This window comes from Curtobacterium sp. P97, from assembly GCF_023712445.1.
Taxonomy (GTDB): domain Bacteria; phylum Actinomycetota; class Actinomycetes; order Actinomycetales; family Microbacteriaceae; genus Curtobacterium.
This window is the reverse complement of sequence record NZ_JAMAYF010000003.1, coordinates 312,884-335,727: the sequence shown is the minus strand read 5'-3', so window position 1 is coordinate 335,727 and position 22,844 is coordinate 312,884. Positions and strand designations below refer to the sequence as shown.

Sequence of the window (22,844 nt, the reverse complement as noted above, 5' to 3'; positions counted from 1 at the left end):
GTGGACCCCCGGACGGTCAGGTGGGTCGGCAGCGCGACGGCGCCCGACGGGTGCTCACCCGGCGGCTCGTCGGCCGGCAGCGCATCGAGTCGACCGAGCAACATCCGGATCGCCACCCGACCGGCGCGTTCGATCGGCGACGTCATGGTCGTCAGGGGCGGGTTGCAGAAGTCGGCACCGAAGATGTCGTCGCAGCCGACCACGCTCACGTCCTCGGGCACGCGGACGCCCCGCTCTCGGAACCGCGTCAGCATCCCGATCGCGATGAGGTCGTTGAAGGCGATGCACGCGGTGGCCCCGGCGTGCACGGCGGCGTCGGCGGCGGCCGCTCCGGAGTCGACGAACGGCGCGTGCGGGCCGATGCGGGCGACCCGGACACCCAGGCGCCCCGCCACGCGGACGAGCGCCCGCCAGCGGCGTTCGTTCGACCAGGAGCTGTCCGGGCCGGCCACGTAGAGCACGTCCCGGTGCCCGAGGGACACCAGGTGCTGCACGGCCTGCTCGACGCCTCCGGGGGTGTCGATGAGGACCGACGGCACCCCGGCCGGGCGACGGTTCACGACGACGAGCGGGGTGCGCTCGGCGAACCGGGCGATCTGCGCGTCGGACAGGCGGGACGCCGTGAGCACGGCGCCGTCGGCCTTGCCGGCGACGGCACGCAGCGCCGCGACCTCGGCCTCGGCGGACTCCTCGGTGTCGACGAGCAGCTGCGTCCACCCGGCGGCGGAGAGCTGGTGCTGCGTGCCGCGGATGACGTCGAAGTAGAAGGGGTTGGTGATGTCGGACACCAGGACGGCGACCGCCCGGGTCCGTCCCGAGGTGAGCGCCCGGGCCTGCGAGTTCGCGACGTAGCCGAGCTCGCGGGCGACCTGCTGGATCCGCTGCTGGGTGTCGCGGTTGACCCGGTCCGGCAGCGAGAGCGCGCGGGAGACCGTGGACGGGGCGACCCCGGTCGCGTCGGCGATGTCCCGGATGGTCACCCGCCGCGAGGTGTCCGTGTCTGCGCTGCTCACGAGGCGAAACTAGGCCGGCGTGGCAACAAGTGGCAACCGGTTGCCGGTTGTTGCCACGGCCGGGACAGTGGTGGCACGTCGGCAGCGCAGCCGCCGTCCCGGGCACCGTCGCCCGAGGAGAAGTCGAGGAGGACACCCCCGCATGAGCACAGGAAGACGCAGGACCCGCATCCTGGTCGGTGCCGCCGTCGTCGCCGTCGCCGCCCTCTCGCTGCAGGGCTGCGCGATCGTCGACGGCAGCGGCGACGACCCGGACACCCTCCGCGTGATGATGGGCGCGGACACGACCTACCCGAAGGAACGCGCGCAGTGGCAGCGGGAGACCGCCGCCGAGTTCGAGCGCACCACGGGTGCCGACATCCAGTGGGAGACCTACTCGACCCCGCAGGAGGAGCTCACCGCGATCCAGACCAGCGTCATCTCGGGCCAGGGCCCGGACGTCTACGCGATCGGGACGACCTTCACCCCGACCGCCTACGCCACCGGTGCCTTCGTCGAGATGGGGCCGGAGCAGTGGGACGCGGTCGGCGGCAAGGACCAGTTCGCACCGGCGTCCCTCGGTATCTCCGGTCCGAGCACGGCGGAGCAGATCGGGATCCCCTTCGCCAGCCGACCGTTCGTGATGGCCGTCAACACGGAGCTCCTCGAGCGGGCCGGGATCACGGACCTGCCGACGACCTGGGACGAGCTCACCGAGGACGCCCGGAAGACCACCGGCGACGGTACCTACGGCATGGCGATCGCCTACGCGGACGGCTTCGACCCGTGGAAGTTCGTGTGGGGCATGGCACAGAACGCCGGCAACACGATCATCGACGGTGGGAAGGCCGAGATCGACGCCCCCGCCGTCGAGCAGGCCTACCGCACCTACTTCGACTGGGTGACGGAGGACGGCGTGGTCGACCCCGCGGCGATCGGCTGGAACAACCCGCAGGCCCTCGCGCAGTTCGCCGACGGCAAGGCCGCGTTCTTCCCGATGACCACGACGACCTCCCTGAACTCGCTGCAGGGCTCGGCCGTCGACGGCAAGTACGAGTACGCCCTGCTGCCGACCGTGCCCCCGGGCGCGACCGAGCGTCCCGCCGACGGCATCGAGGCGGCGAGCATCCTGTCCGGGGACAACCTCGTCGTCGCCGACTACGGCTCGAAGCAGGACCTGTCGTTCGACTTCGTGCGGCAGGTGTCCTCGCCCGAGGCGCAGGAACGCTACTTCGAGCTGTTCGGGCAACTGCCGACGAACACCGTCGCGGCGGACCGCATCGCGCAGCAGAACCCCGACCTCGCCCCCATCGTCCGCGCCGGCGAACTGTCGAAGCCCACCGCCTTCACCGGCGCCTGGTCGGACGTGCAGCTCTCGCTGGTCGACGTCGTCGTGCAGTCGATCCCGTCGCTGAAGCGCGGCGAGGTCAGCGACGACCAGCTCCGGAAGCGCCTCGCAGCGGCGCAGCGGGACGCCCAGGCAACGCTCGACCGCCAGAAGAACGGAGGGCTGTGATGACCACCACGCAGACCCGACCCCGCCAGGAGACCCCGCGGGAGGTCCGCCCGCACGGGACGACCCCGCTGTACCAGCGCGAGCGTCCGCTCTGGATGCTCCTGCCCGGCGGCGTCCTCATGCTCGCCGTCATCGTCGTACCGCTGCTCGTCGGCCTGTACATCGCGATGCTCGACCTCGACCAGTACACGCTGCGCCAGTGGTTCAGCGCTCCCTTCGTCGGGTTCGCCAACTTCGCCGAGGCCTTCACCGACTCGCCGCTCCTGCACTCGATCTGGATCTCGGTGTCCCTGTCGGTGCTCGTCACCGCGGTCACCGTCCCGATCGGTGTCGCCGCGGCGGTCTCCACGCAGAACCGGTTCCCCGGGCGCGGCCTGGTCCGGTCGATCTACCTCGTGCCGTACGTGCTGCCGGCCTTCGTCGTCGGGACGTTCTTCCGCACGATGCTCCAGCCGCAGGGCGTGGTGAACACCGTCCTCGGCACCGACGTCCTCTGGCTGAACGGCTCCGCGTCCTACTGGGCGCTCGCCGGCGTCATGGTGTGGACGAGCTGGCCGTTCGTCTACCTGCTCTCGCTCGCCGGACTGCAGGCGGTCGACAACGAGGTGCACGAGGCCGCCGCCCTCGACGGCGTGACGTGGTGGGCGAAGCTCCGCTACATCGTCTTCCCGTACCTGCGCGGACCGCTGAGCCTGGCGATCATCATCTCGATCCTGCACAACATCAACAACTTCACGCTGCCCTTCGTGCTCTTCGGCAACCCCCTGCCCTCGAGCGTCGAGGTGATGCCCGTCCTGACGTACATCGCGAGCTTCCAGTCGTTCCGCTTCGGCCTGTCCGCGGCGATGGCGATCTGCTCGCTGGTGATCGTCGCGATCCCGCTGTTCGTCTACCTCCGGGCCGTCAAGCTCGACACCGGAGACGACGCGGGCCCCACCCGGAAGCAGCGTCGCGCGGACCGCGCCCTGCTCGCCGCCCCGGCCGCCGCCGACCTCGAGGGAGCCCGCGCATGAGCGCCTTCAGCCAGACCCGCACCCGTCCGACCGCGACGCTCACCGAGAGCATCACCGCCGGTGGCGCGAAGCGCCCGAAGCGTCCGTACGGCACCGACGTCACCCGGCTGCTGCCGCGGTGGCTGCTGGTCACCGTGATCGCGGTCCTCGTCGCGTTCATCGCCGTGCCGGTGCTGTACATCCTGTTCGGCTCGGTGAACTCGGACGTCGCGGTCGCCCGCGGTGAGTACTTCCCGTCCGAGTTCACGCTGTCGAACTACGTGGCGATCTGGGACACCGTGGCGCTCGGGCAGGGCCTGGTGAACTCCCTGCTCACCGCCGGTGCGGTGGCGGTCGCGAGTGCGGCGCTCGCCGTGTCCACCGCCTACGTGCTCGTCCGGTTCCGGTTCCTCGGCCGGCTGACGATCCTCCGCGGGCTGCTCGCCCTGCAGTCGATCCCCGGCACCCTGCTGCTCCTGCCCGTCTTCGTGGTCTTCGCCAACATCGCGAGCGCCACCGGCGTGCAGGTGATCGGCACCCGCTGGGGCCTCTTCGTCACCTACCTGACGTTCGCCCTGCCGTTCTCGACGTGGGTGATGGTGACGTACCTGCGCGGCCTGCCGAAGGAGCTCGAGGAGGCGGCCCGCATCGACGGCGCCTCGAGCACCCGCATCCTGCGGAGCGTCGTGCTGCCCCTCTCGTGGCCCGGCATCGTGGTATCGGCGATCTTCGCCTTCCTGCTCGGCTGGAACGACGTGCTCTTCAGCACGATCATGACGACCCCGAACACCCGCACGGTCGCCGTGGTGCTGCAGGTGCTCGGCACCGCCCAGGAGGGCGGCGCCGTCCCGATCTACGGCCAGATGATGGCCGCGTCGATCGTCTGCGCCGTGCCGGTCGTCGCGCTCTACCTCATCTTCCAGCGCTACCTGGTCGGCGGGCTCACCGCCGGCTCCGTCAAGTGACCTGGTCGGCGGGCAGAACCCATCGAGGCCGCCGGCTCCGTCAAGGAGCGAACGCAACCACACGACGGACGGGAGGCGCGGTGCCGGCCCGCCACGCGCCTCCCGTCCGACAAGGAAGGAACACGATGACCCAGCCAACGTGGGAGCTCTCCGGCTTCGGCGACGAAATCGATGCCGACCCGGCCGTCCAGGTCGCGGTGCTGCAAGCGCTCGGCGCGAGTGCGATCGAGGTGCGCAGCGCCTGGGGCACCAACGTCGCCGACCTCGACGACGACCAGCTCGCCGGCCTCCACCGCCTGTTCGAGGAGCGCGGGCAGACCGTGTCCGCGATCGCCTCGCCGATCGGCAAGGTGGTCGTCGACCGGCCAATCGAGCACGAGGTCGAACGGCTGGGCCGCGCGATCGCCGCCGCGCACGCCCTCGGCACGACGAACATCCGGATCTTCTCGTTCTACTTCGACGGGCGCACCGCGGACGAGGTGCGCGACGACGTCATGGTCCGGATGCGCGCGCTCGCCGACCTCGCCGAGCGCGAGGGCGTCACCCTGCTGCACGAGAACGAGAAGGACATCTACGGCGACGTCCCCGAGCGCGTGCTCGACATCGTCGAGAGCGTCGGGTCGAGCGCGCTGCGGCTCGCCTGGGACAACGCGAACTACGTGCAGTGCGGCGTCCGGCCGTTCACCGACGGCTGGGCGCAGCTCGCGCCGTACGTGGACTACCTGCAGGTGAAGGACGCCCTGGCCGCCGACGCGTCCGTCGTCCCGGCGGGGGAGGGCGACGGCGAACTGCTCGAGACCCTGACCGCCCTCCGCGACGCCGGCTACTCCGGGTACGCCTCCCTCGAACCGCACCTCAGCGACGTCACCTCCCTCGGCGGGTTCTCCGGCCCCGCGGCCTTCGGCCGTGCCGGACGGGCCTTCCGTTCCCTCACCGACCAGATCGGAGTCACCCTGCGATGAGCACCCCCCTGAAGTTGGCGGTCGTCGGCGCCGGCGTCATCGGACGCCACCACGCCCGCGTCGCCGTGCAGCACCCGGACCTGCAGGTCGTCGCCCTCGTCGACGCCGTCCCCGCAGCCGCCACCGGCGCGGCGGACGAGATCGAGGCGACGGGCGCCGACCGGCCCGTCACCACCGCGACCGTCGAGGAGGCCATCGCGCAGACCGACATCGACGTCGTCGCGATCTGCTCCCCGTCCGGCATGCACGTCCAGCTGGCCGAGGCGGCGCTCGCCGCGGGCAAGCACGTCGTCATCGAGAAGCCGCTCGACACCACGATGCCCCGGGCGCGCCAGATCGCGGCGCTCGCCGCGGACGCCCGCTCCCGTGGGGTGACGACGAGCGTGATCAGCCAGCACCGCTTCGACCCGGCCTCGGTCGCGGTCGCGGGAGCCGCGCACGGTGGCGACTTCGGCACCGTGACCTCCGGCGTCGCGAGCGTCGCCTGGTACCGCTCGCAGGGCTACTACGACTCGGGCGACTGGCGCGGCACGTGGGCGCTCGACGGCGGCGGCGCGGTGATGAACCAGGGCGTGCACACCGTCGACCTGCTCGTCTGGGCACTCGGTCGTCCCGAGGAGATCTCGGCGCAGGTCGGGCTCCTCGCGCACGACCGCATCGAGGTCGAGGACACCGCGGTCGCGACCGTCCGGTTCCGCGGCGGCGCGCTCGGCGTCATCCACTGCACGACCGCCGCCTACCCGGGACTCTCCGCGCGCTACGCGGTGTACGGCACGCACGGTTCGGCGATCGTCGACGACGACCGGCTCGCGTACTTCCACGTCGCACCGGACGCGGCGACGCTCGAGTCCGCGTCGACCACGGCGAACGCCACCGCGGTCGCCGACGCCGTCGACCAGAAGCACGACGTCGTCCCGCCGGAGCACGTCGTCGGCGGCCCGCCGGAGCCCGACCACTTCGCCGCGGGGCACGCCCGCCAGTACACGGACATCGTCGCCGCGATCCGCGAGGGGCGCGACCCCGGCGTGACCGTCGACGACGCCCTCGTGTCGCTCGCGACCGTCCGCGGCCTGTACGTCAGCGCGACGCTCGGGCAGCCCGTCCGGATCGACGACGTCATCGAGGGGAAGTACGACGACGTCGAACCGGTCGTCGCTCCCCGGGAAGGAGCAGTCCGGTGAAGTTCTCCGTGTTCACCGCGTCCACGCCCGACTGGACCCCGTCGCAGGCAGCCGACACCCTCGCCGAGCAGGGCTGGGACGGCATCGAGTGGCGGATCGTCGACGACCGCACCGAGGACGGCTCGTCCGGCTTCTGGGCCGGCAACCGGTCGACCTGGCAGTTCACCGGCATCGCGGACCGGGTCGGCGAGATCGCCCGCACCACCGCCGCAGCCGGCCTGCAGTACTCGGGCATCGGCGGCTACCAGCCGGTGTCCGACCACGAGGGCGTCGAGACGATGCTCCGGGTGACGAGCGAACTCGGCGCCCGCCAGGTGCGCGTCACCATGCCCTGGTACCAGCGCGAGCGCGAGCGGACCGGCGCCACCTACGGGGAGCTCTTCGACCGCACGCGCGCCGACCTCGAGTGGGCGGCGGTGCGTGCTGCCGCGCTCGGTGTCAAGGCACTCGTCGAGCTGCACCACATGACGATCACCCCGTCCGCGTCGGCCGCGCTCCGGCTCGTCGACGGGCTCGACCCCGAGCACGTCGGCGTCATCCACGACCTGGGGAACCTCGTGATCGAGGGGCAGGAGGACCACCTCGCGGCCTTCGAGCTCCTCGGGCCGTACCTCGCCCACGCGCACGTGAAGAACGCACGGTGGGTCGACACCGGCGAGACCCGGGCCGACGGCAGCCGGATCTGGCGGAACGAGTGGGCACCGCTGCGCGACGGCCAGGCGTCGGTGTCCGAGTACCTCGACGCCCTGCGACGGCACGGGTACGACGGCTGGGTCACCATCGAGGACTTCTCGACCGACCTGCCGCTCGCCGAGCGCACCGCCGACAACCTGGCGTACCTGCGCTCCCTGGTCCCGGTGACCGCATGAGTCGGCGCCCCGGCATCGCCCACCTCGGCATCGGCGCGTTCGCGCGCGCCCACCTCGCCTGGTACACGCAGCACGCCAGCGGTGATCCGTGGGGGATCACCGCCTTCACCGGGCGCTCGCCCGGAGCAGCCGATGCGCTCGCCGGGCAGGACTGCCGGTACACGCTGGTGACGCGAGCGGCCGACGGTGACACGGCCGAGGTGGTCGACTCGATCGTGGCGGCGCACCCCGGCGGCGACGGCACGGCCTGGAGGCACGTGGTCGCGTCCCCGGGGACGACCATCGTCACGCTGACGGTCACCGAGGCCGGCTACCGCGCCGACGCCGACGTGCCGGCCCGGTTGGTCGACGGGCTCGCCGCACGCCGGGCCGCCGACGGCGGACGCATCGCCCTGGTGTCGCTCGACAACCTGACGCACAACGGCGCCGTGCTCCGCGAGGCGGTGCTGGGGGCGACGGACGACCCGGCACTCCGGTCGTGGATCGAGTCGTCCGTCGCCTTCCCGTCGTCGATGGTGGACCGGATCACGCCGGCCACCACCGCCGCCGACCTCGACGAGATCGGCGACCTGCCCGGGGCGTTCGACGGCGACCGTGTGCCCGTGGTCACGGAACCCTTCGCCGAGTGGGTGCTCGAGGACGTGTTCGACGGCATCGACCGCCCCGAGTGGGAGACCGCCGGCGTCCGGCTCGTGCCCGACGTCACCCCGTACGAGCAGCGGAAGCTCTGGCTGCTCAACGGGGCGCACTCGCTCCTGGCGTACCTCGGCCTGCTGCTCGGCCACGACACCGTGGCGTCGGCGATGGACGACCCACGCTGCCGGACCGCCGTCGAGCAGCTCTGGGACGAAGCCGCCGCCGAACTCCCGCTGCCGGCCGACGAGGTCGCCGACGCCCGGGCCGCGCTCGTCGAGCGGTTCGCGAACCCGCGCATCCGGCACACCCTGCGCCAGATCGCGTCCGGCGGCTCGCAGAAGCTGCCCGTCCGCGTCGTCGACGTCCTGCGTCGGCGACTCGAGCGCGACCCCGACGCCGGGGTCGGCCCGGGAGCCGCGACCCTGCTCGCCGCCTGGTGGGTGCACTGCACCACGCAGGCCGAGCTGGTGGACGACGCCGGAGCACCCGGGCCAGACTCGGACGTGCACGACGTCCTGGGGGTCGTCGCGCCCGACCTCGACACCACCCCCGTGGTGGCCGCCGTCACCGCGGCCGCCGAACGCATCCGCGCCGCCGCGGCACCAGCACGCGGCCCCGTCGACGAAGGAGTCCACGCATGACCGACACCGGCACCACGAACCCCGCTGCGCCCGTCCCCGGCGCTGCCGACGGCGGCGGGGCGACGGACCCGACCGCCGGCCGACCGGACACCTGGGCGTCGGCCGACCGCGGACAGCTCATCGACCGGGCGGAGGTCATCGTCACGAGTCCGGACCGCAACTTCGTCACCCTGCGGATCACCACCGCCGACGGTGTCACCGGGCTCGGCGACGCCACCCTCAACGGCCGCGAGCTCGCCGTGTCCGCGTACCTGTCCGAGCACGTCGTCCCGCTGCTCGTCGGGCGGGACGCCAGCCGCATCGAGGACGCCTGGCAGTTCCTCTACCGCTCGTCGTACTGGCGCCGGGGCCCGGTCACGATGGCCGCCATCGCGGCCGTCGACATGGCGCTGTGGGACATCAAGGCCAAGGTCGCCGGGATGCCGCTCTACCAGCTGCTCGGCGGGGCGTCGCGCACCGGACTCATGGCGTACGGCCACGCCTCGGGCAAGGAGCTGCCGGAGCTCTTCGACTCGATCCGCGAGCACCAGGAGGAGGGCTACCGGTCCATCCGCGTGCAGACGGGCGTCCCCGGGCTCGAGAGCATCTACGGCATCGCGTCGAACCGGACGACCGAGGGCAACGCCGGCGTCCGGTACGACTTCGAGCCGGCACAGCGCGGTGCGTTCCCGGCGATGGAGGACTGGGACACCCGTGCCTACCTGCGCCACGTGCCGACCGTGTTCGAGGCCGTCCGGAACGAGTTCGGGCCCGAGCTGCCGCTCCTGCACGACGGCCACCACCGGATGACCCCGCTGCAGGCGGCCAAGCTCGGCAAGAGCCTGGAGCCGTACGACCTGTTCTGGCTCGAGGACTGCACCCCCGCCGAGAACCAGGAGGCGCTCAAGCTCGTCCGGCAGCACACCACCACGCCGCTCGCGATCGGCGAGGTCTTCAACACGATCTGGGACTTCAAGGACATCATCCGCGACCAGCTCATCGACTACGTGCGCGGTGCCGTGACCCACATGGGCGGCGTCACCCCGCTGCGCAAGACGATGGACTACGCCGCGATGTACCAGATCAAGTCCGGGTTCCACGGGCCGACGGACATCTCACCCGTCGGACTCGCCGCGCAGATGCACCTCGGGATGGCGATCCACAACTTCGGCATCCAGGAGTACATGCAGCACGGACCGAGGACGAACCAGGTGTTCCGGCAGACGTTCACCTTCACGGACGGGTACCTGCACCCGGGCGACGAGCCGGGCCTCGGCGTGACGCTCGACGTGGACGAGGCGGGGAAGTACCCGTACGAGCAGGCGTACCTGCCGTTCAACCGCCTGGCCGACGGCACCGTCCACGACTGGTAGTCCGACGCCGGACCGGCGGCCGACCCCGCCCCCGCCCCCGAGCGGGCGACGTACGGCACGGTCGCGCACGACGGTGACGTACGCGGCCCGCTCGGTGAGCGACGCGCGGCGTGTCGTGCCCGGTCGCTCGTGCTTCCGTCGAGAGCGCGGGTGCGTCGACGGGCATGCTGGGGGCATGGAGTTCGCGGACGAGGCGAGGGAACTGCTCCTCGTCGCGCCCGCCGACTTCGTCCGGGAACGCACCGCTCGGCAGCGTGCGGTGCGGAAGGACGACCGAGCGCTCGCGACGCGCATCGGCGGTCTGCGCAAGCCCGCGCCCGCGGCGTGGGTCGTCGACCTGCTCGCGCACGAGGGCGCCCTGGACGAGGCGGTCGACCTCGGCCCGGCGATCCGGCAGGCCCAGGCGGACGCCGACCCCGACGAGATCCGACGGCTCCGCCGCCAGCGGTCCGACGTCGTCGCCGCGCTGGCGCAGGCGGGGGCCGACCTGGCGTCCGACGCCGGCCACCCGCTGACATCCGCCGTCCTCGACCAGGTCCGCGCGACGATCGAGGCTGCGATGGCCGACGAGCACGCGGGCGCCGCCGTCCGGTCCGGCCTGCTCGTCCGACCGCTCGAGAGCGCCGGGTTCGACGACGTCGACCTCGACGGGGCACTGGCCGATCCCGACGCGGTACCGGACGCGTGGTCCGGTACCGACGCCGAACCCATCCCGATCACCAGCGCGCGCCGATCCCGGAAGGGGAGCCGAGCCTCCCGGCCGGAGCCGGAGCCGGAGCCGGAGCCGGAGCCGGAGCTGCAGCCGGAGCCGCAGTCCGAGCCGGAGCCGGAGCCGGAAGCCGAACCGCAGGCCGAACCCGGACCGCGTACCGACCCAGCTGCCGAGCGCCGCGCCGCTCGCGAGGCCGAGGCGACCGCTCGGGCCGAGTCCCGCGATGCCGACGCGGCCCTCGACGCGGCGGAGCAGGAACTCGAGGCCGCCGAGGACCGTCGTGCCGAGCTCGAACGGCAGCTCGCCGAAGCAGTCGTCGAGGTCGAGCGGGCCGAACGCGCGCGCGACGAGGCAGCGGACGCGAGTGACCGCGCGCGGGACCTCCTGCGCGCCGCGCAGCACCACCGCCGAGACGTCGGTCGCTGACCGGTGACGACCCTCAGGCACCAGCCGATCGCTCGGAACGCACCTCCGCGACGAGCCGCTGCACGCGCGACCACCGACGACGCTCAGCGACGGCGAGGACGACCACCAGGACGGCGGTCGCGAGGACGATGGCGGGGACGAGCGGCCCCGGGGAGCCGAGCAGGACGATCCCCAGTCCGACGAGGCTCGGCAGGGTCGCCGCCGACGTCCGGCGCTGCCACCGGGTGATCGCGTCGACCAGGTCGACCGATCGCGGCGTGGGTACCTCCGCACCGCGGAGCTGTCGGCGGAGGTCCCGACGATCGGCAGCCCCGAGGAGTGCGACCGGAGACCGGGCAGGGAGGAACGGTTCGAGTCGCCCGCGCCGTCGAGCGACCGACCACGCCCCGACCGCCACGACCCACCCGAGGACCGCGACGGCGACGCGCCAGTCGAGCCCACCGAGGACCGCGAGCGGCACGTCGATGCCGGCCACCAGCGTCGCGGCGGCGGCGAGGGCGGCCTGGATCGACGGCCCGCGTCCCCGCCTCGGTCCGCGGGCGAGCGCTTCGGCTGCGCGCGCCGCCGCTGCCCACCGGTCGTCGGTGGCCGGGTCGCGCGCGGGCAGGGACTCGTTCGTCGACACGCCCCGACGCTAGCGACGCGTCCTGACCGCAGGGCTCGACGGCACCTCATCCACTCGGATGAAAGGTGCCGCCCGAGCTCGCAGCCGCGTCGACGCCCGCCCTACGCTCGCCGACATGACCTCCTTCCTGCGTCGCCGCGTCCGGCACGTGCTGCCTCCGGTCGTCGGTGCCGTGTACCTGGTGCTCTGGATCGTCGCCGAGGCCGGACGCTCCGAGCTGACCGGGCACGTGCTCGTCGTCGCCGCGTTCGCCGTCGCCATCGGGTTGACGAACTGGATGCCCGCGACGGCGCTCGGCCTGGTCGTGGTGGTCCCGCTGCTGCAGGCGCTGCACCTGCTCGACCGCCCGCGCGCGACGACGTGGCCGGAGTACCTGGCGATCGCGATCGTCGTGGGCGTCGTCGGTGCAGGGCGGTCGGGGCTGCTCCGGTGGCTCGCGGTCCCGGTGCTCGGCGTCGCGAGCATCGCCGCCGCCTGGGCGATGGCGGTGCCGACGGTCGCCGACCCCGACGTCTGGGGCAACTGGACCGGGGCGCACTCGGGGACGCGGAGTGACCTCGTGCTCCTGTCGCTGGCGATCGCCGGCGCGAGCGGCATCGCCTGGGCCGCCGGCGTCGCCGTCGGTGCAGCGTGGCGGATCGGCCTCGCCAGGACCCGCGTCGTCGCGGCCGAGCGGGAGACCGAGGTCACGACCGCCGAGCTCCGCGCGGAACAGGAACGCGCCAGGATCGCCCGCGACGTGCACGACTCGCTCGCACACTCGCTCGCCGTGGTGGTCTCGCAGGCCCAGGGCGCCGCGGCGATCGCCGGTGCCGGCGCACCGGCAGCGACGGCCCTCCGCGACATCGCCGACGTGAGCCGGAGCGCCCTCGGCGACGTCCGTGCACTCGTCGAACGCATCCAGGGCACCGGGTCGGTGGCGGTGCACGGCCTCGTGGACGTCCCCGACCTCGTCGAGGACATGCGCGACCTCGGCATGCGTGCGACGTTCGAGCAGCACGGTGTGCCCGGAGCTGTCGGCACGGCGACCGGGGGAGCGGTGCACCGGATCGTGCAGGAGAGCCTGACGAACGTCCTCAAGCACCAGGGGCGGACGGCGTCGACCCGCGTCGTGCTCGACTGGCGCGGCCCGGGCCTCGGCATCGTGGTCACCTCGCGAGGGGACGCGCCCCTGGTGCAGCTCGACGGCGCGGGCTCGGGCATCGAGGGCATGCGGGAGCGGGCACGGCTCGCCGGCGGGTGGCTCCGGGCCGGTGCGGGTGACGACGCCGACGAGTTCGTCGTGACCGGTTGGGTGCCCGTCGAGGACGCCCGGTGAGCGCGATCCGCGTCGCCGTGGTCGACGACCAGCACCTCTTCGCCTCCGGCATGCGGATGCTCGTCGAGGCCCAGGACGACATGGTCTGCGTCGGCACCGCTGCCGACGGCGCCGCGGCGCTCGAGCTCTGCGCCGACGAGGACCCCGACGTCCTGCTCCTGGACCTCCGCATGCCGGTGCTGAACGGCATCGAGACCACCGCACGCCTGGCCGCGCAGGGCGGAGACCGTCCGAGGGTCGTGGTGTTGACGACGATCCGCCGCGACGAGGCCGTGCTCGCCGCCCTCCGTGCGGGAGCGGCGGCGTTCCTGACGAAGGACGCCCTGCCCGAGGTGGTGCTCGGCACGATCCGCGACGTCCACGAGGGGCGTCCGGCGCCGACCGAGGCCGAGGCGCTCGACCTGCTCCGCGCCGACGGGACCCTCGTCGAGACCCCGCGCCCGGACGAGGTGCTCGACGTCCTCACCGCCCGGGAGCGCGAGGTCTTCCTGCTCGTCGCGAAGGGGCTCAGCAACCAGGAGATCGCGGCGACCGTGTTCCTCAGCGAGGCCACGGTCAAGACGCACGTCCGCGCGGTGCTCACGAAGCTCGGACTCCGGAACCGGATCCAGGTCGTCATCACCGCACACGAACGCGGACTCGTCCGCGCCTAGGGGGAACACCATGCGCATCACCCAGCGTGCCGCGAAGTCCGGCGCACTCGTCCTCGTCCTCGCCGGCCTCGGGGGAGCCGTGCTGCACAGCCTGCCCGAGCCCGCCGACCACGCCGTCCGCCCGACGGTGGAGCGCGACCTCGACACGTGGTCGATGCCGCTCGACGGCTACGCCCAGCCCGGTTGGTCCGAGACCGGGTACGCCGAGTCGCTCCTCGACCAGTCCTGCCTGCGTGACGTCGGCATCGACTTCCCGGTGCCGTGGGCGACGTCCGCGGGCCTGCAGGCAGAGTCGATCGCCGACGAGACGCCGGAACGCGGCAACGACGCTCCCGCACTCGACTGGTCACGACCGCTGAGCAAGGCGGCGGCGGCGGACCTCGGCTACCACCGGCCGTCGGCACGGGGTGCGAACCGTGACGGCTGGCGGCAGTGGGCAGAGGACCCCGAGCACAACGCGGCGTTCGACCGCGCCGACCGGTCCGCCGTCGATCGGTGCTTCGAACGTTCCCGTCGCGCGCTCGGCACGGACGACGACGGGGAAGCCCAGGGCGCCTCGATGACCGCGAAGCGCCTCACCTACCTCGCCGCGGACGAGGCACGACGAGAACCGGCGGTCGTCGCTGCGGCGGCCCGCTGGCGCACGTGCCTGGGACCGCACGCCCCGAGCGCGCTCCCAGAGGACCCGCACGGGATGCCGACCGCTCCGATGCGCCAGGCGTTCGGCATCAGCGGCCTCGCACTGCCCGTCACGAAGCCCGAGATCGCCCTCGCCGAGCACGACCTGGCCTGCCAGCAGTCGTCCGGCTACCGGGAGGCGCTCTACGACGCGCAGTGGTCCCGGCTCCTCCACGTCACCGCCACCGACGCCGCCGTGCTGGCAGCCGCCCGGCCGGACCAGCTCGCGGTCGTCGACCGCGTCGCCAGGACGATCGAGCGACTGGCGCCGGAGGCACCGGAGGGCGTCGACTGACGGGCACCGGCGACGGACCCGCGGTCGCGGGCAGGTGGACCTGGGGGGACCGGTCCGCGACCGTGCGCAGGGACGGACGGGAGGCTCGTGGCGGCACCGCCACGAGCCTCCCGTCCGGTGGTGGGCGGTGCCGCGGTGCGACACGCCCGACGTCCCCTGCTAGACTCACAAACCGACTTCGGCGAGGGCCGCGCAGCGCGCGGCCGTGATCGACGCGGTAGGGAGACCCGGCCCAGTCCTGGGAGCGTTCCTCACGCGTGCACGCGTTCGAGTTGCAACACCACAGACCCCCCGATGCCGGCACCCCGGCGTCGACCCCGACACCAGGAGGCACCATGGCCGACTACACCAAGCTCGCAGCGGAGACCCGCACCAAGTTCGGCAAGGGCGCTGCACGCAAGCTCCGCGCCGCCGACAAGATCCCCGCGGTCGTCTACGGCCACGGCACCGAGCCGCAGCACATCACCCTCCCGGGCCACGAGACGATGCTGCTCGTCCGTACCGCCAACGCGGTCGTCGACCTCGACATCGAGGGTGCGGCCCAGCTCGCCCTCGTCAAGGACGTCCAGCGCGACCCGGTGCGCCAGATCATCGAGCACATCGACCTCGTCGTCGTGCGCCGTGGCGAGAAGGTCACCGTCGACGTCCCCGTCGTCGTCGAGGGCGAGTCGTTCTCCGGCACGATCCACGTCCAGGACCTCTCCTCGGTCTCGCTCCTCGTCGAGGCGACCGACATCCCGGAGCACGTGACCGTCGACGTCGAGGGCCTCGAGGACGGCACCCAGGTGCTGGCCTCGCAGCTCGAGCTGCCGACCGGCGCCGAGCTCGAGACCGACGGCGAGGCGCTCGTCGTGCAGATCGTCACCCCGCGTGGCACCGCTGACGACGACGCTGCCGACGAGGCTGCTGCCGAGGCGGGCGCCGAGGCCGGTGCCGAGGGCGGCTCCGCCCCGGTCGACTCCGAGTAACACACCCGCCGCGGAACGTCTGGCCGACGCTGATGACAGGAACGACCCTCGTCGTGGTCGGGCTCGGGAACCCCGGGCCCGGCTACGCGGGGAACCGTCACAACGTCGGCCAGATGGTCCTCGACGAACTCGCCGCCCGCATGGGTGCGACGTTCAAGAAGCACAAGACGCCGAACCAGGTCGCCGAGGGGCGCCTGGTGCCCGGCGGACCGAAGCTCGTCCTGGCGAAGCCAGGATCCTTCATGAACACCTCGGGTGGCCCGGTCTCGAGCGTGCTCGGGTTCTACAGCGCCACCCCGGCGGACCTCGTCGTCGTCCACGACGAACTCGACCTGCCGTTCGACACCGTCCGTCTCAAGGGCAGCGGCGGGCACGGCGGCCACAACGGGCTCCGCGACATCATCAAGGCGACCGGCACGAACGAGTTCACCCGGGTGCGGATCGGCATCGGCCGTCCCCCGGGTCGCCAGGACCCCGCCGACTACGTCCTGCGTGACTTCTCGCCGACCGAGAAGAAGACGCTGTCGAACCTGCTCGCCGACGGCGCCGACGCCGTCGAGGCGATCGCGGAGCTCGGGCTCCTCGCCGCGCAGCAGCGCGTGCACGCGCCCTCCTGACGCGTCCGGTCGAGTCCGCGGATCCGGCCGGGAGGCACGGTGTGGGTCGTCCACGCTGCTGTCCGGTTCCCGCCGGGTCCCCGAACTGGGGGACCGTCACGTCCCCCGGTCGTCGGTAGGTTCGCCGTCGGGGCGACCGTCCCGACGACGAGGGGGCGACGTGGGGCGAGCACGACACCGGGCAGGACCGGAAGACGTCGCACAGCGCTCCGGCACGGGGGTGCGTGCGGTCCTCGCCGTCGTCCCGGCCGCGGTCGCGCTCATCGCGGTCGGCATGGCCTCCCTGCTGACCCAGGACGGCGCGGTCGCCGCCACCGAGACCTGGACACCGACGAGCGCCGAGTCGTCCGCGCCACCGGTCGCGAGCAGCTTCTCCGCCCCGAACGACGTGCACCACGACGTCGACGGACGACTCCTGGTCGCCGACTTCGCCGGGAACGGCCTGCTGCGCCGCGGACTCGACGGCACCTGGAGCGTGGTCGCTCCGTTCGGCACGGCGCCGGGCGACATGTGGAACCCGTCGGCCGTGACCACCCTCGACGACGGCCGCATCCTCGTCGCCGAGGCCGGGCGGCGGTCGATCACGCTCCTCTCCCCGGACGGGCTCGTCGTCTCCCGGTGGGCCCCGCCTCCGAGCGGACGAGCCGTCTCCGAACTCGCGGTGCAGGGGACGACGGTCTTCGCGGCCGTGCCCGGCAGCGGATCGCTCTGGACGGCCGAGCTCGGCAGCGGGACGTGGACGGCGGTCGCGGGTCCGTGGTCCGACCCGAGCGGCGTCGCGATCTCCGCCGACGGTGGAACGCTCACCGTGACGGACGCCGGACCCGACGAGGTGTGGCAGGTCGACCGCGCGTCGGGCGTCGTCAGCGCGCTCGGGTTCCCGGCCGACGGGCAGACCCGGCTCCGCGGGGTGGCGGTCGACGACGGGGACGTCTTCGTCGTGGACAACGGGAACGGTCGCGTCTGGTCGGACGCCGGCGGCGCGTGGGCTCCGGCGTTCTCGACGGCGCCCGACGGATCGGCACTCGCGAACCCGACCGCCGTGTCCGTCGGCCCGGGTCGGAGCCTGGTCGTGGCGGACTACAACCGGCAGCGGATCGTCACCGCGACGTCGTCCGGCAGCGTCGAGGAGAGCCCGGGCACGAGCCCGACCGCACCGACGGCGGAGCCCCTGCCGTCGGACACCCCGACGCCCGAGCCGACGGCTGGCCCCACGACCGCCCCGTCTCCCGGACCTTCGGCGGAGCCGACGACTCCGGCGACCGGCGAGCCGACGACGCCGGCGAGCAGTGACCCGAGCAGCGGTTCGACCCCCTCGCCGACGGCCGACCCGACCGACCCGCCGACGCCTGACCCGACCGCCTCCCCGACCGACCCGTCGACGCCCGAGCCGACCGCCTCGCCGACGTCCGACCCGACGGGGGAGACCACCCCCGATCCGACGTCGGAACCGACCGCTGCACCGACGTCCGACCCGACGGGGGAGCCCACCCCCGGGCCGACGTCGGAACCGACCGCAGCGCCGACGTCGGATCCGACCGACCAGCCGACGCCGGCGACCGACGAGCCCACCCCCGCCCCCACGGGTGCGCCGACCGACGAGCCCTCCGACGAGCCGAGCGCGACGCCGACGGTGACCCCTGCACCGACCTCGTCGCCCTCCCCGACCGACGATCCCACCGCGGAGCCGACCGCCACGCCGCAGCCCGGTCCCTCGACGCAGCCCGGTCCCTCGACGGAGCCCGGTCCCTCGACGGACCCGGAGCCGACCGACGAGCCGGGCCCCACCCCGACGCCGCCCGGACCGACCACCCCGGAGCCGACCCCGACGCCGTCGGGCACCCCGGGCGCGACACCGACGACCGACCCGGACCCCCGACCCGAGCCGGATCCCGACCCGACGGGCGAGGCGAGCGCGCCCCCGACCCCCTCCGCCCCGGCCACGGCAGGACCGCTCCCGACCGGGACACCCTCGACGGGAGCGGAGCCGTCGCCCGCACCGTCCCCGACGGCCGAGCCGACCGCGGGGCCGGAGCCCGGACCGACCTCCGCGCCGGAGCCGACCTCGGCGCCCGGACCGACGACCGCGCCGGAGCCGACCTCGGCGCCCGGACCGACGACCGCGCCGGAGCCGACCACGGCGCCCGGACCGACGACCGCGCCGGAGCCGACCACGGCGCCCGGACCGACGACCGCGCCGGAGCCGACCACCGCGCCCGAGCCGACCACCGCGCCCGAGCCGACCACCGCGCCCGGACCCACCACGGCGCCCGAGCCGGGGGCGACCACCGCCCCGGAGCCCGGACCGTCGCCCGCGCCCGACGCCTCGTCCGGACCCACCCCCGGTCCGACCGGCGCCCCCGCACCGACGGCCGCACCCGACCCCGACCCGTCGCCCGGCCCGGACGGCTCCACCGGCGGGGGAGGACCGACCGCCCCGACCCCGACCGCCCCGACCCCGACCGCCCCGACCCCGAGCGCCGACCCGGGGGCGGCCGCCGGCCGCGGCGGGACCACCGGCGTGACGGGTGCCGACGCGGCGGACGGTGCCGCGCCTCCCGACCGGGCCGGCTCCACGTCTGCGGACCGCAGCCCGACCACCCTCGCCTGGACCGGCGCCGCACCCGTCGCGCCCGCGCTGCTCGTGGCCGCGCTGCTCGTCCTGATCGGGTCCCGACTCCGTCGCCGCAGCTGACCGTGTTCGCCGCCCGCGCACGCCGGGCCGGGTGTCGGACGCCGCCGGTACCATCGTCTGAGTGACGATCTCGGGCATCATCCCTGCGCTCTCGCGCGCCTCCGCGTTCGATCGCGTCCTCCGCGCTGCCGGGCGTGACGCGGACTTCTCCGTCGTCGACGGCCTCCGGGTCCCGTTGCTCGGCGCGCTGCTCGCCGAGCGCAACGGTCCCCAGTGCCTCTTCGTCGTCACCGCCACCGGGCGCGAGGCCGAGGCGGTGCGCGGCGCCTTCACGTGCACGGTCCCCGACGCCGAGGTCCTCGAGTTCCCCGCGTGGGAGACCCTGCCGCACGAGCGCCTCAGCCCGAGCGCCCAGACGGTCGGCACCCGCATCGCGACGCTCCGCAAGCTCGCCGCGTGGCAGGACGCCGATCCGGCCGACCGCCGCACGATCGTCGTGGTCGCGAGCGTCCGCGCCGCACTGCAGCCCATCGCGGGCAACCTGACGTCGCTCGCCCCGGTCGCACTCGCGACGGGTTCACGCGGCAACGACCTCGCGGCCATCGCGTCGCAGCTCGTCGACCTGGCCTACGCCCGGGTCGACCTCGTCACCCGCCGCGGTGAGTTCGCGGTGCGCGGTGGCATCCTCGACGTCTTCCCGCCCGGTGCCGACCACCCGGTGCGCGTCGACTTCTTCGGCGACGAGATCGAGGCGATCAAGGCGTTCTCGGTCGCCGACCAGCGCACCACCGACGACGACCTCGGCTCGGTCGAGCTCACCGCCTCGCGCGAGCTCCTGCTCAGCGACGACGTGCGCCAGCGGGCACGCGAGATGCTGCACGAGTTCCCGAACCTGTCGCAGATGCTCGCGAAGATCGCCGAGGGGATCCCGGTCGAGGGCATGGAGTCCCTCGCGCCGGCGCTCGTGCAGGACCTCGTGCCGATCACCACCTACCTGCCCGAGACCGCCACGGTCGCGGTCCTCTCGCCCGAGCGGGTCGCCGGTCGCGCGCACAGCCTGGCCGAGACGAACACCGAGTTCCTGCAGGCCGCGTGGAGTGCCGCGGTCGCGGGCGCACAGGCACCCATCGACCTCGACGCGGGCAACTTCCTGTCCGTGCAGCAGCTCAAGAACACCCGCGGCCAGCGCACCTGGTGGACGGTCACGCCGTTCGACTCGGGGCTCGACGAGGGTGACCGCGAGCGCGTGCTCACCGACGCCGAGGCCGCTGCCGAGGCCGGTGAGTACATCCGCGTCCGAGCGGAGTCGATCCCGAGCTTCGCGGGCAGCGCGGACGGTGCCGTCGAGCACGTCAAGCAGCTCGTCGACGACGGGTGGGGCGTCGTCGTGACGGCGCAGGGCAAGGGGCTCGTCGAGCGCGCGGTGCAGGTGCTCGCGGACGCGGGTGTCGCGGCTCGTGCCGAGGACCTCACCGCGCCGCCCGAGCCGGGCGTCGCGATCGTCACCACCGCCACCGTCGAGGCCGGCTTCGCGACCCCCGACCCGCGGATCGCCGTCCTGAGCGAAGCCGAGTTCTACGGCCGCAGCGTCCAGCAGGGCGCCCGCACCGTCAAGAAGCTCGCCGCCCGCCGCAAGAACGTCGTCGACCCGCTGCAGCTGAAGCCGGGCGACGTCGTCGTGCACAACACCCACGGCATCGGCAAGTTCGTCGAGCTCGTCTCGCGCGAGGTCAGCTCCGGCGGTCGCAACGCCGTGAAGACGCAGCGCGAGTACCTCGTGCTCGAGTACGCCCCGTCGAAGCGGAACTACCCGGGCGACAAGCTCTTCGTCCCGACCGACCAGCTCGACCAGCTCTCCCGGTACGTCGGCGGCGAGAACCCCACCCTGTCCAAGATGGGCGGCTCGGACTGGTCCGCAGCGAAGTCGAAGGCGCGCAAGGCCGTCCGCGACATCGCCGTCGACCTCGTGAAGCTGTACTCGGCGCGCATGGCCTCGAAGGGGCACGCGTTCGGTCCGGACACCCCGTGGCAGCGTGAGCTGGAGGAGGCCTTCCCGTTCGCCGAGACCGCCGACCAGCTCACCACCATCGACGAGATCAAGCGCGACATGGAGAGCCCGATCCCGATGGACCGCCTGCTCTCCGGCGACGTCGGCTACGGCAAGACCGAGGTCGCGATCCGCGCGGCGTTCAAGGCCGTGCAGGACGGCAAGCAGGTCGCCGTGCTCGTCCCGACGACGCTGCTGGTGCGTCAGCACATGGAGACGTTCCAGGAGCGCTTCGCGGGCTTCCCCGTGCACCTCCGCGCACTCAGTCGCTTCCAGACCGAGAAGGAGTCGAAGGAGACGATCGCCGGCCTCGCCGACGGCACCGTCGACATCGTGATCGGCACACACCGCATCCTGTCGCAGAACATCGCGTTCAAGGACGTGGGGCTCGTCATCATCGACGAGGAGCAGCGGTTCGGCGTCGAGCACAAGGACCAGCTCAAGAAGCTCAAGACCAACGTCGACGTGCTCGCGATGTCCGCGACCCCGATCCCGCGGTCGCTCGAGATGGCCGTCACCGGCATCCGGGAGATGTCGACGCTCGCGACCCCGCCGGAGGACCGCCACCCCATCCTGACCTTCGTCGGGCCGCAGTCCGACCTGCAGGTCGCCGCCGCGATCCGCCGCGAGCTCCTGCGCGAGGGCCAGGTCTTCTACGTGCACAACCGCGTGAAGGACATCCAGTCGGTGGCGTCGCACCTGGCCGAGATCATCCCCGAGGCCCGGATCCAGGTCGCCCACGGGCAGATGTCCGAGGGCACCCTCGAGCAGGTCATGGTCGACTTCTGGGAGCGCAAGTTCGACGTGCTCGTGTCGACGACCATCGTCGAGACGGGCTTGGACATCGCCAACGCGAACACGCTGATCATCGACAAGGCCGACAAGTACGGGCTGTCCCAGCTCCACCAGCTCCGAGGTCGCGTCGGCCGCGGGCGTGAGCGCGGGTACGCGTACTTCCTCTACGACGCCGACAAGCCGCTCTCCGAGACCGCGCAGGACCGTCTCGAGACCATCGCCGCGAACAACGAACTCGGCGCCGGTATGCAGGTGGCCATGAAGGACCTCGAGATCCGGGGTGCCGGCAACCTGCTCGGTGGTGAGCAGTCCGGGCACATCGCGGGGGTCGGGTTCGACCTCTACCTGCGGATGATCGGCGAGGCCGTGTCCCAGTTCAGGGGAGACGTCGCCGAGGGGCAGACCGAGCTCCGGCTCGAGATCCCGGTCGACGCGCACATCCCCGAGGACTACGTCGAGTCCGAGCGGCTCCGGCTCGAGGCGTACCAGAAGCTGTCGGCCGCATCGGCTCCGGCTGCGCAGCCCGAGGCGATCGACATGGTGCTCGACGAGCTCACCGACCGCTACGGCCAGCCGCCGCAGCCGGTGCTCACCCTGGTCGAGGTGTCGCGCCTGCGGCGCATGGCGCAGCAGGTCGGCCTGTCCGACGTCGTCGTGATGGGGTCGAACCTGCGGATCGCGGGCAAGGAGCTCGCCGACTCGGCCCAGGTCCGGCTGAAGCGCATGTTCCCCGGCGCGCGCTGGTTCCCGCAGCAGGACGCCGCGAGCATCCCGCTGCCGAAGCCGCACGGCGAGACGCTGCCCGACGACGGGCTCATCGAGTGGGTGGAGAGCATCCTGACGGCCGTCTACGGCGCGTCCAAGGCCCCCGCGGAGGCGCCCGCGTCCTGACACGCGGCCGGGCGCGGCCTGGAGGCGTGGCTCGACGCGGCTTGGAGGCGCGGCCCGACGCGGCTCGGAGGCGCGACC

At 73.2% G+C, this 22,844-nt stretch carries 18 protein-coding genes; 16 read left to right on the top strand and 2 right to left on the bottom strand.

Annotated elements, in window-relative coordinates:
- Window positions 1-1,013, bottom strand: a 1,013-nt coding sequence (locus M3677_RS04930; protein ID WP_251159919.1) for a LacI family DNA-binding transcriptional regulator, incomplete at its 3' end; no start/stop codon positions are given.
- A gap of 142 nt (window positions 1,014-1,155) precedes the next feature.
- Here M3677_RS04930 and M3677_RS04925 point away from each other — a divergent pair.
- The 9 genes from M3677_RS04925 (at window position 1,156) to M3677_RS04885 (ending at window position 11,244) form a co-directional block, all read left to right on the top strand.
- Window positions 1,156-2,508, top strand: a complete 1,353-nt coding sequence (locus M3677_RS04925) for an ABC transporter substrate-binding protein (protein ID WP_209683786.1) — start codon at window positions 1,156-1,158, stop codon at window positions 2,506-2,508.
- Window positions 2,508-3,521 carry a carbohydrate ABC transporter permease gene (locus M3677_RS04920; protein WP_066652494.1) on the top strand — a complete coding sequence of 338 codons (1,014 nt, stop codon included), beginning with the start codon at window positions 2,508-2,510 and terminating at the stop codon, window positions 3,519-3,521. Before M3677_RS04925 ends, M3677_RS04920 begins: the two co-directional genes overlap by 1 nt.
- On the top strand, window positions 3,518-4,465 hold the full coding sequence (locus M3677_RS04915; RefSeq protein WP_251159918.1) for a carbohydrate ABC transporter permease: 948 nt from the start codon (window positions 3,518-3,520) through the stop codon (window positions 4,463-4,465). Before M3677_RS04920 ends, M3677_RS04915 begins: the two co-directional genes overlap by 4 nt.
- A gap of 125 nt (window positions 4,466-4,590) precedes the next feature.
- Window positions 4,591-5,427 (top strand): sugar phosphate isomerase/epimerase, encoded by an 837-nt coding sequence (locus M3677_RS04910; RefSeq protein WP_251159917.1) that lies wholly within the window; start codon window positions 4,591-4,593, stop codon window positions 5,425-5,427.
- The gene (locus M3677_RS04905) at window positions 5,424-6,608 is read left to right on the top strand and encodes a Gfo/Idh/MocA family protein (RefSeq protein ID WP_066652507.1); all 1,185 of its coding nucleotides are present in this window, start codon (window positions 5,424-5,426) and stop codon (window positions 6,606-6,608) included. Before M3677_RS04910 ends, M3677_RS04905 begins: the two co-directional genes overlap by 4 nt.
- Window positions 6,605-7,477, top strand: coding sequence for a sugar phosphate isomerase/epimerase family protein (locus M3677_RS04900; RefSeq protein WP_251159916.1), 873 nt, complete (start codon window positions 6,605-6,607; stop codon window positions 7,475-7,477). The genes M3677_RS04905 and M3677_RS04900 overlap by 4 nt, the downstream gene beginning before the upstream one ends.
- A complete protein-coding gene (locus tag M3677_RS04895; RefSeq protein WP_066652516.1) occupies window positions 7,474-8,754 on the top strand; it encodes a mannitol dehydrogenase family protein in 1,281 nt (426 codons plus the stop codon). Before M3677_RS04900 ends, M3677_RS04895 begins: the two co-directional genes overlap by 4 nt.
- A complete protein-coding gene (gene manD / locus M3677_RS04890; RefSeq protein ID WP_235426496.1) occupies window positions 8,751-10,106 on the top strand; it encodes a D-mannonate dehydratase ManD in 1,356 nt (451 codons plus the stop codon). The genes M3677_RS04895 and manD overlap by 4 nt, the downstream gene beginning before the upstream one ends.
- Window positions 10,107-10,281: 175 nt before the next feature.
- Window positions 10,282-11,244, top strand: a complete 963-nt coding sequence (locus M3677_RS04885) for a hypothetical protein (RefSeq protein ID WP_251159915.1) — start codon at window positions 10,282-10,284, stop codon at window positions 11,242-11,244.
- A gap of 13 nt (window positions 11,245-11,257) precedes the next feature.
- Here the strand turns inward: M3677_RS04885 and M3677_RS04880 are convergent, their stop codons facing one another.
- On the bottom strand, window positions 11,258-11,869 hold the full coding sequence (locus tag M3677_RS04880) for a hypothetical protein (protein ID WP_066652521.1): 612 nt from the start codon (window positions 11,867-11,869) through the stop codon (window positions 11,258-11,260).
- Window positions 11,870-11,984: 115 nt separating this feature from the next.
- Here M3677_RS04880 and M3677_RS04875 point away from each other — a divergent pair, with 115 nt between their 5' ends.
- From M3677_RS04875 to mfd, 7 genes are all read left to right on the top strand, one after another.
- Complete coding sequence (locus tag M3677_RS04875) at window positions 11,985-13,187, top strand: sensor histidine kinase (protein ID WP_066652525.1); 1,203 nt, start codon at window positions 11,985-11,987, stop codon at window positions 13,185-13,187.
- Window positions 13,184-13,840, top strand: coding sequence for a response regulator transcription factor (locus M3677_RS04870; RefSeq protein WP_251159914.1), 657 nt, complete (start codon window positions 13,184-13,186; stop codon window positions 13,838-13,840). The genes M3677_RS04875 and M3677_RS04870 overlap by 4 nt, the downstream gene beginning before the upstream one ends.
- Before the next feature lie 10 nt (window positions 13,841-13,850).
- Window positions 13,851-14,813, top strand: a complete 963-nt coding sequence (locus M3677_RS04865) for a hypothetical protein (protein WP_251159913.1) — start codon at window positions 13,851-13,853, stop codon at window positions 14,811-14,813.
- A 335-nt stretch (window positions 14,814-15,148) separates the two neighbouring features.
- Window positions 15,149-15,781 (top strand): 50S ribosomal protein L25/general stress protein Ctc, encoded by a 633-nt coding sequence (locus tag M3677_RS04860; protein WP_066652537.1) that lies wholly within the window; start codon window positions 15,149-15,151, stop codon window positions 15,779-15,781.
- Window positions 15,782-15,813: 32 nt separating this feature from the next.
- The gene (pth, locus tag M3677_RS04855; protein ID WP_251154676.1) at window positions 15,814-16,398 is read left to right on the top strand and encodes an aminoacyl-tRNA hydrolase; all 585 of its coding nucleotides are present in this window, start codon (window positions 15,814-15,816) and stop codon (window positions 16,396-16,398) included.
- Between the two features lie 160 nt (window positions 16,399-16,558).
- Window positions 16,559-19,093, top strand: coding sequence for a hypothetical protein (locus M3677_RS04850; protein WP_251159912.1), 2,535 nt, complete (start codon window positions 16,559-16,561; stop codon window positions 19,091-19,093).
- A 61-nt stretch (window positions 19,094-19,154) separates the two neighbouring features.
- Window positions 19,155-22,766 (top strand): transcription-repair coupling factor, encoded by a 3,612-nt coding sequence (gene mfd, locus M3677_RS04845; protein ID WP_251159911.1) that lies wholly within the window; start codon window positions 19,155-19,157, stop codon window positions 22,764-22,766.
- Window positions 22,767-22,844: the final 78 nt, after the last annotated feature.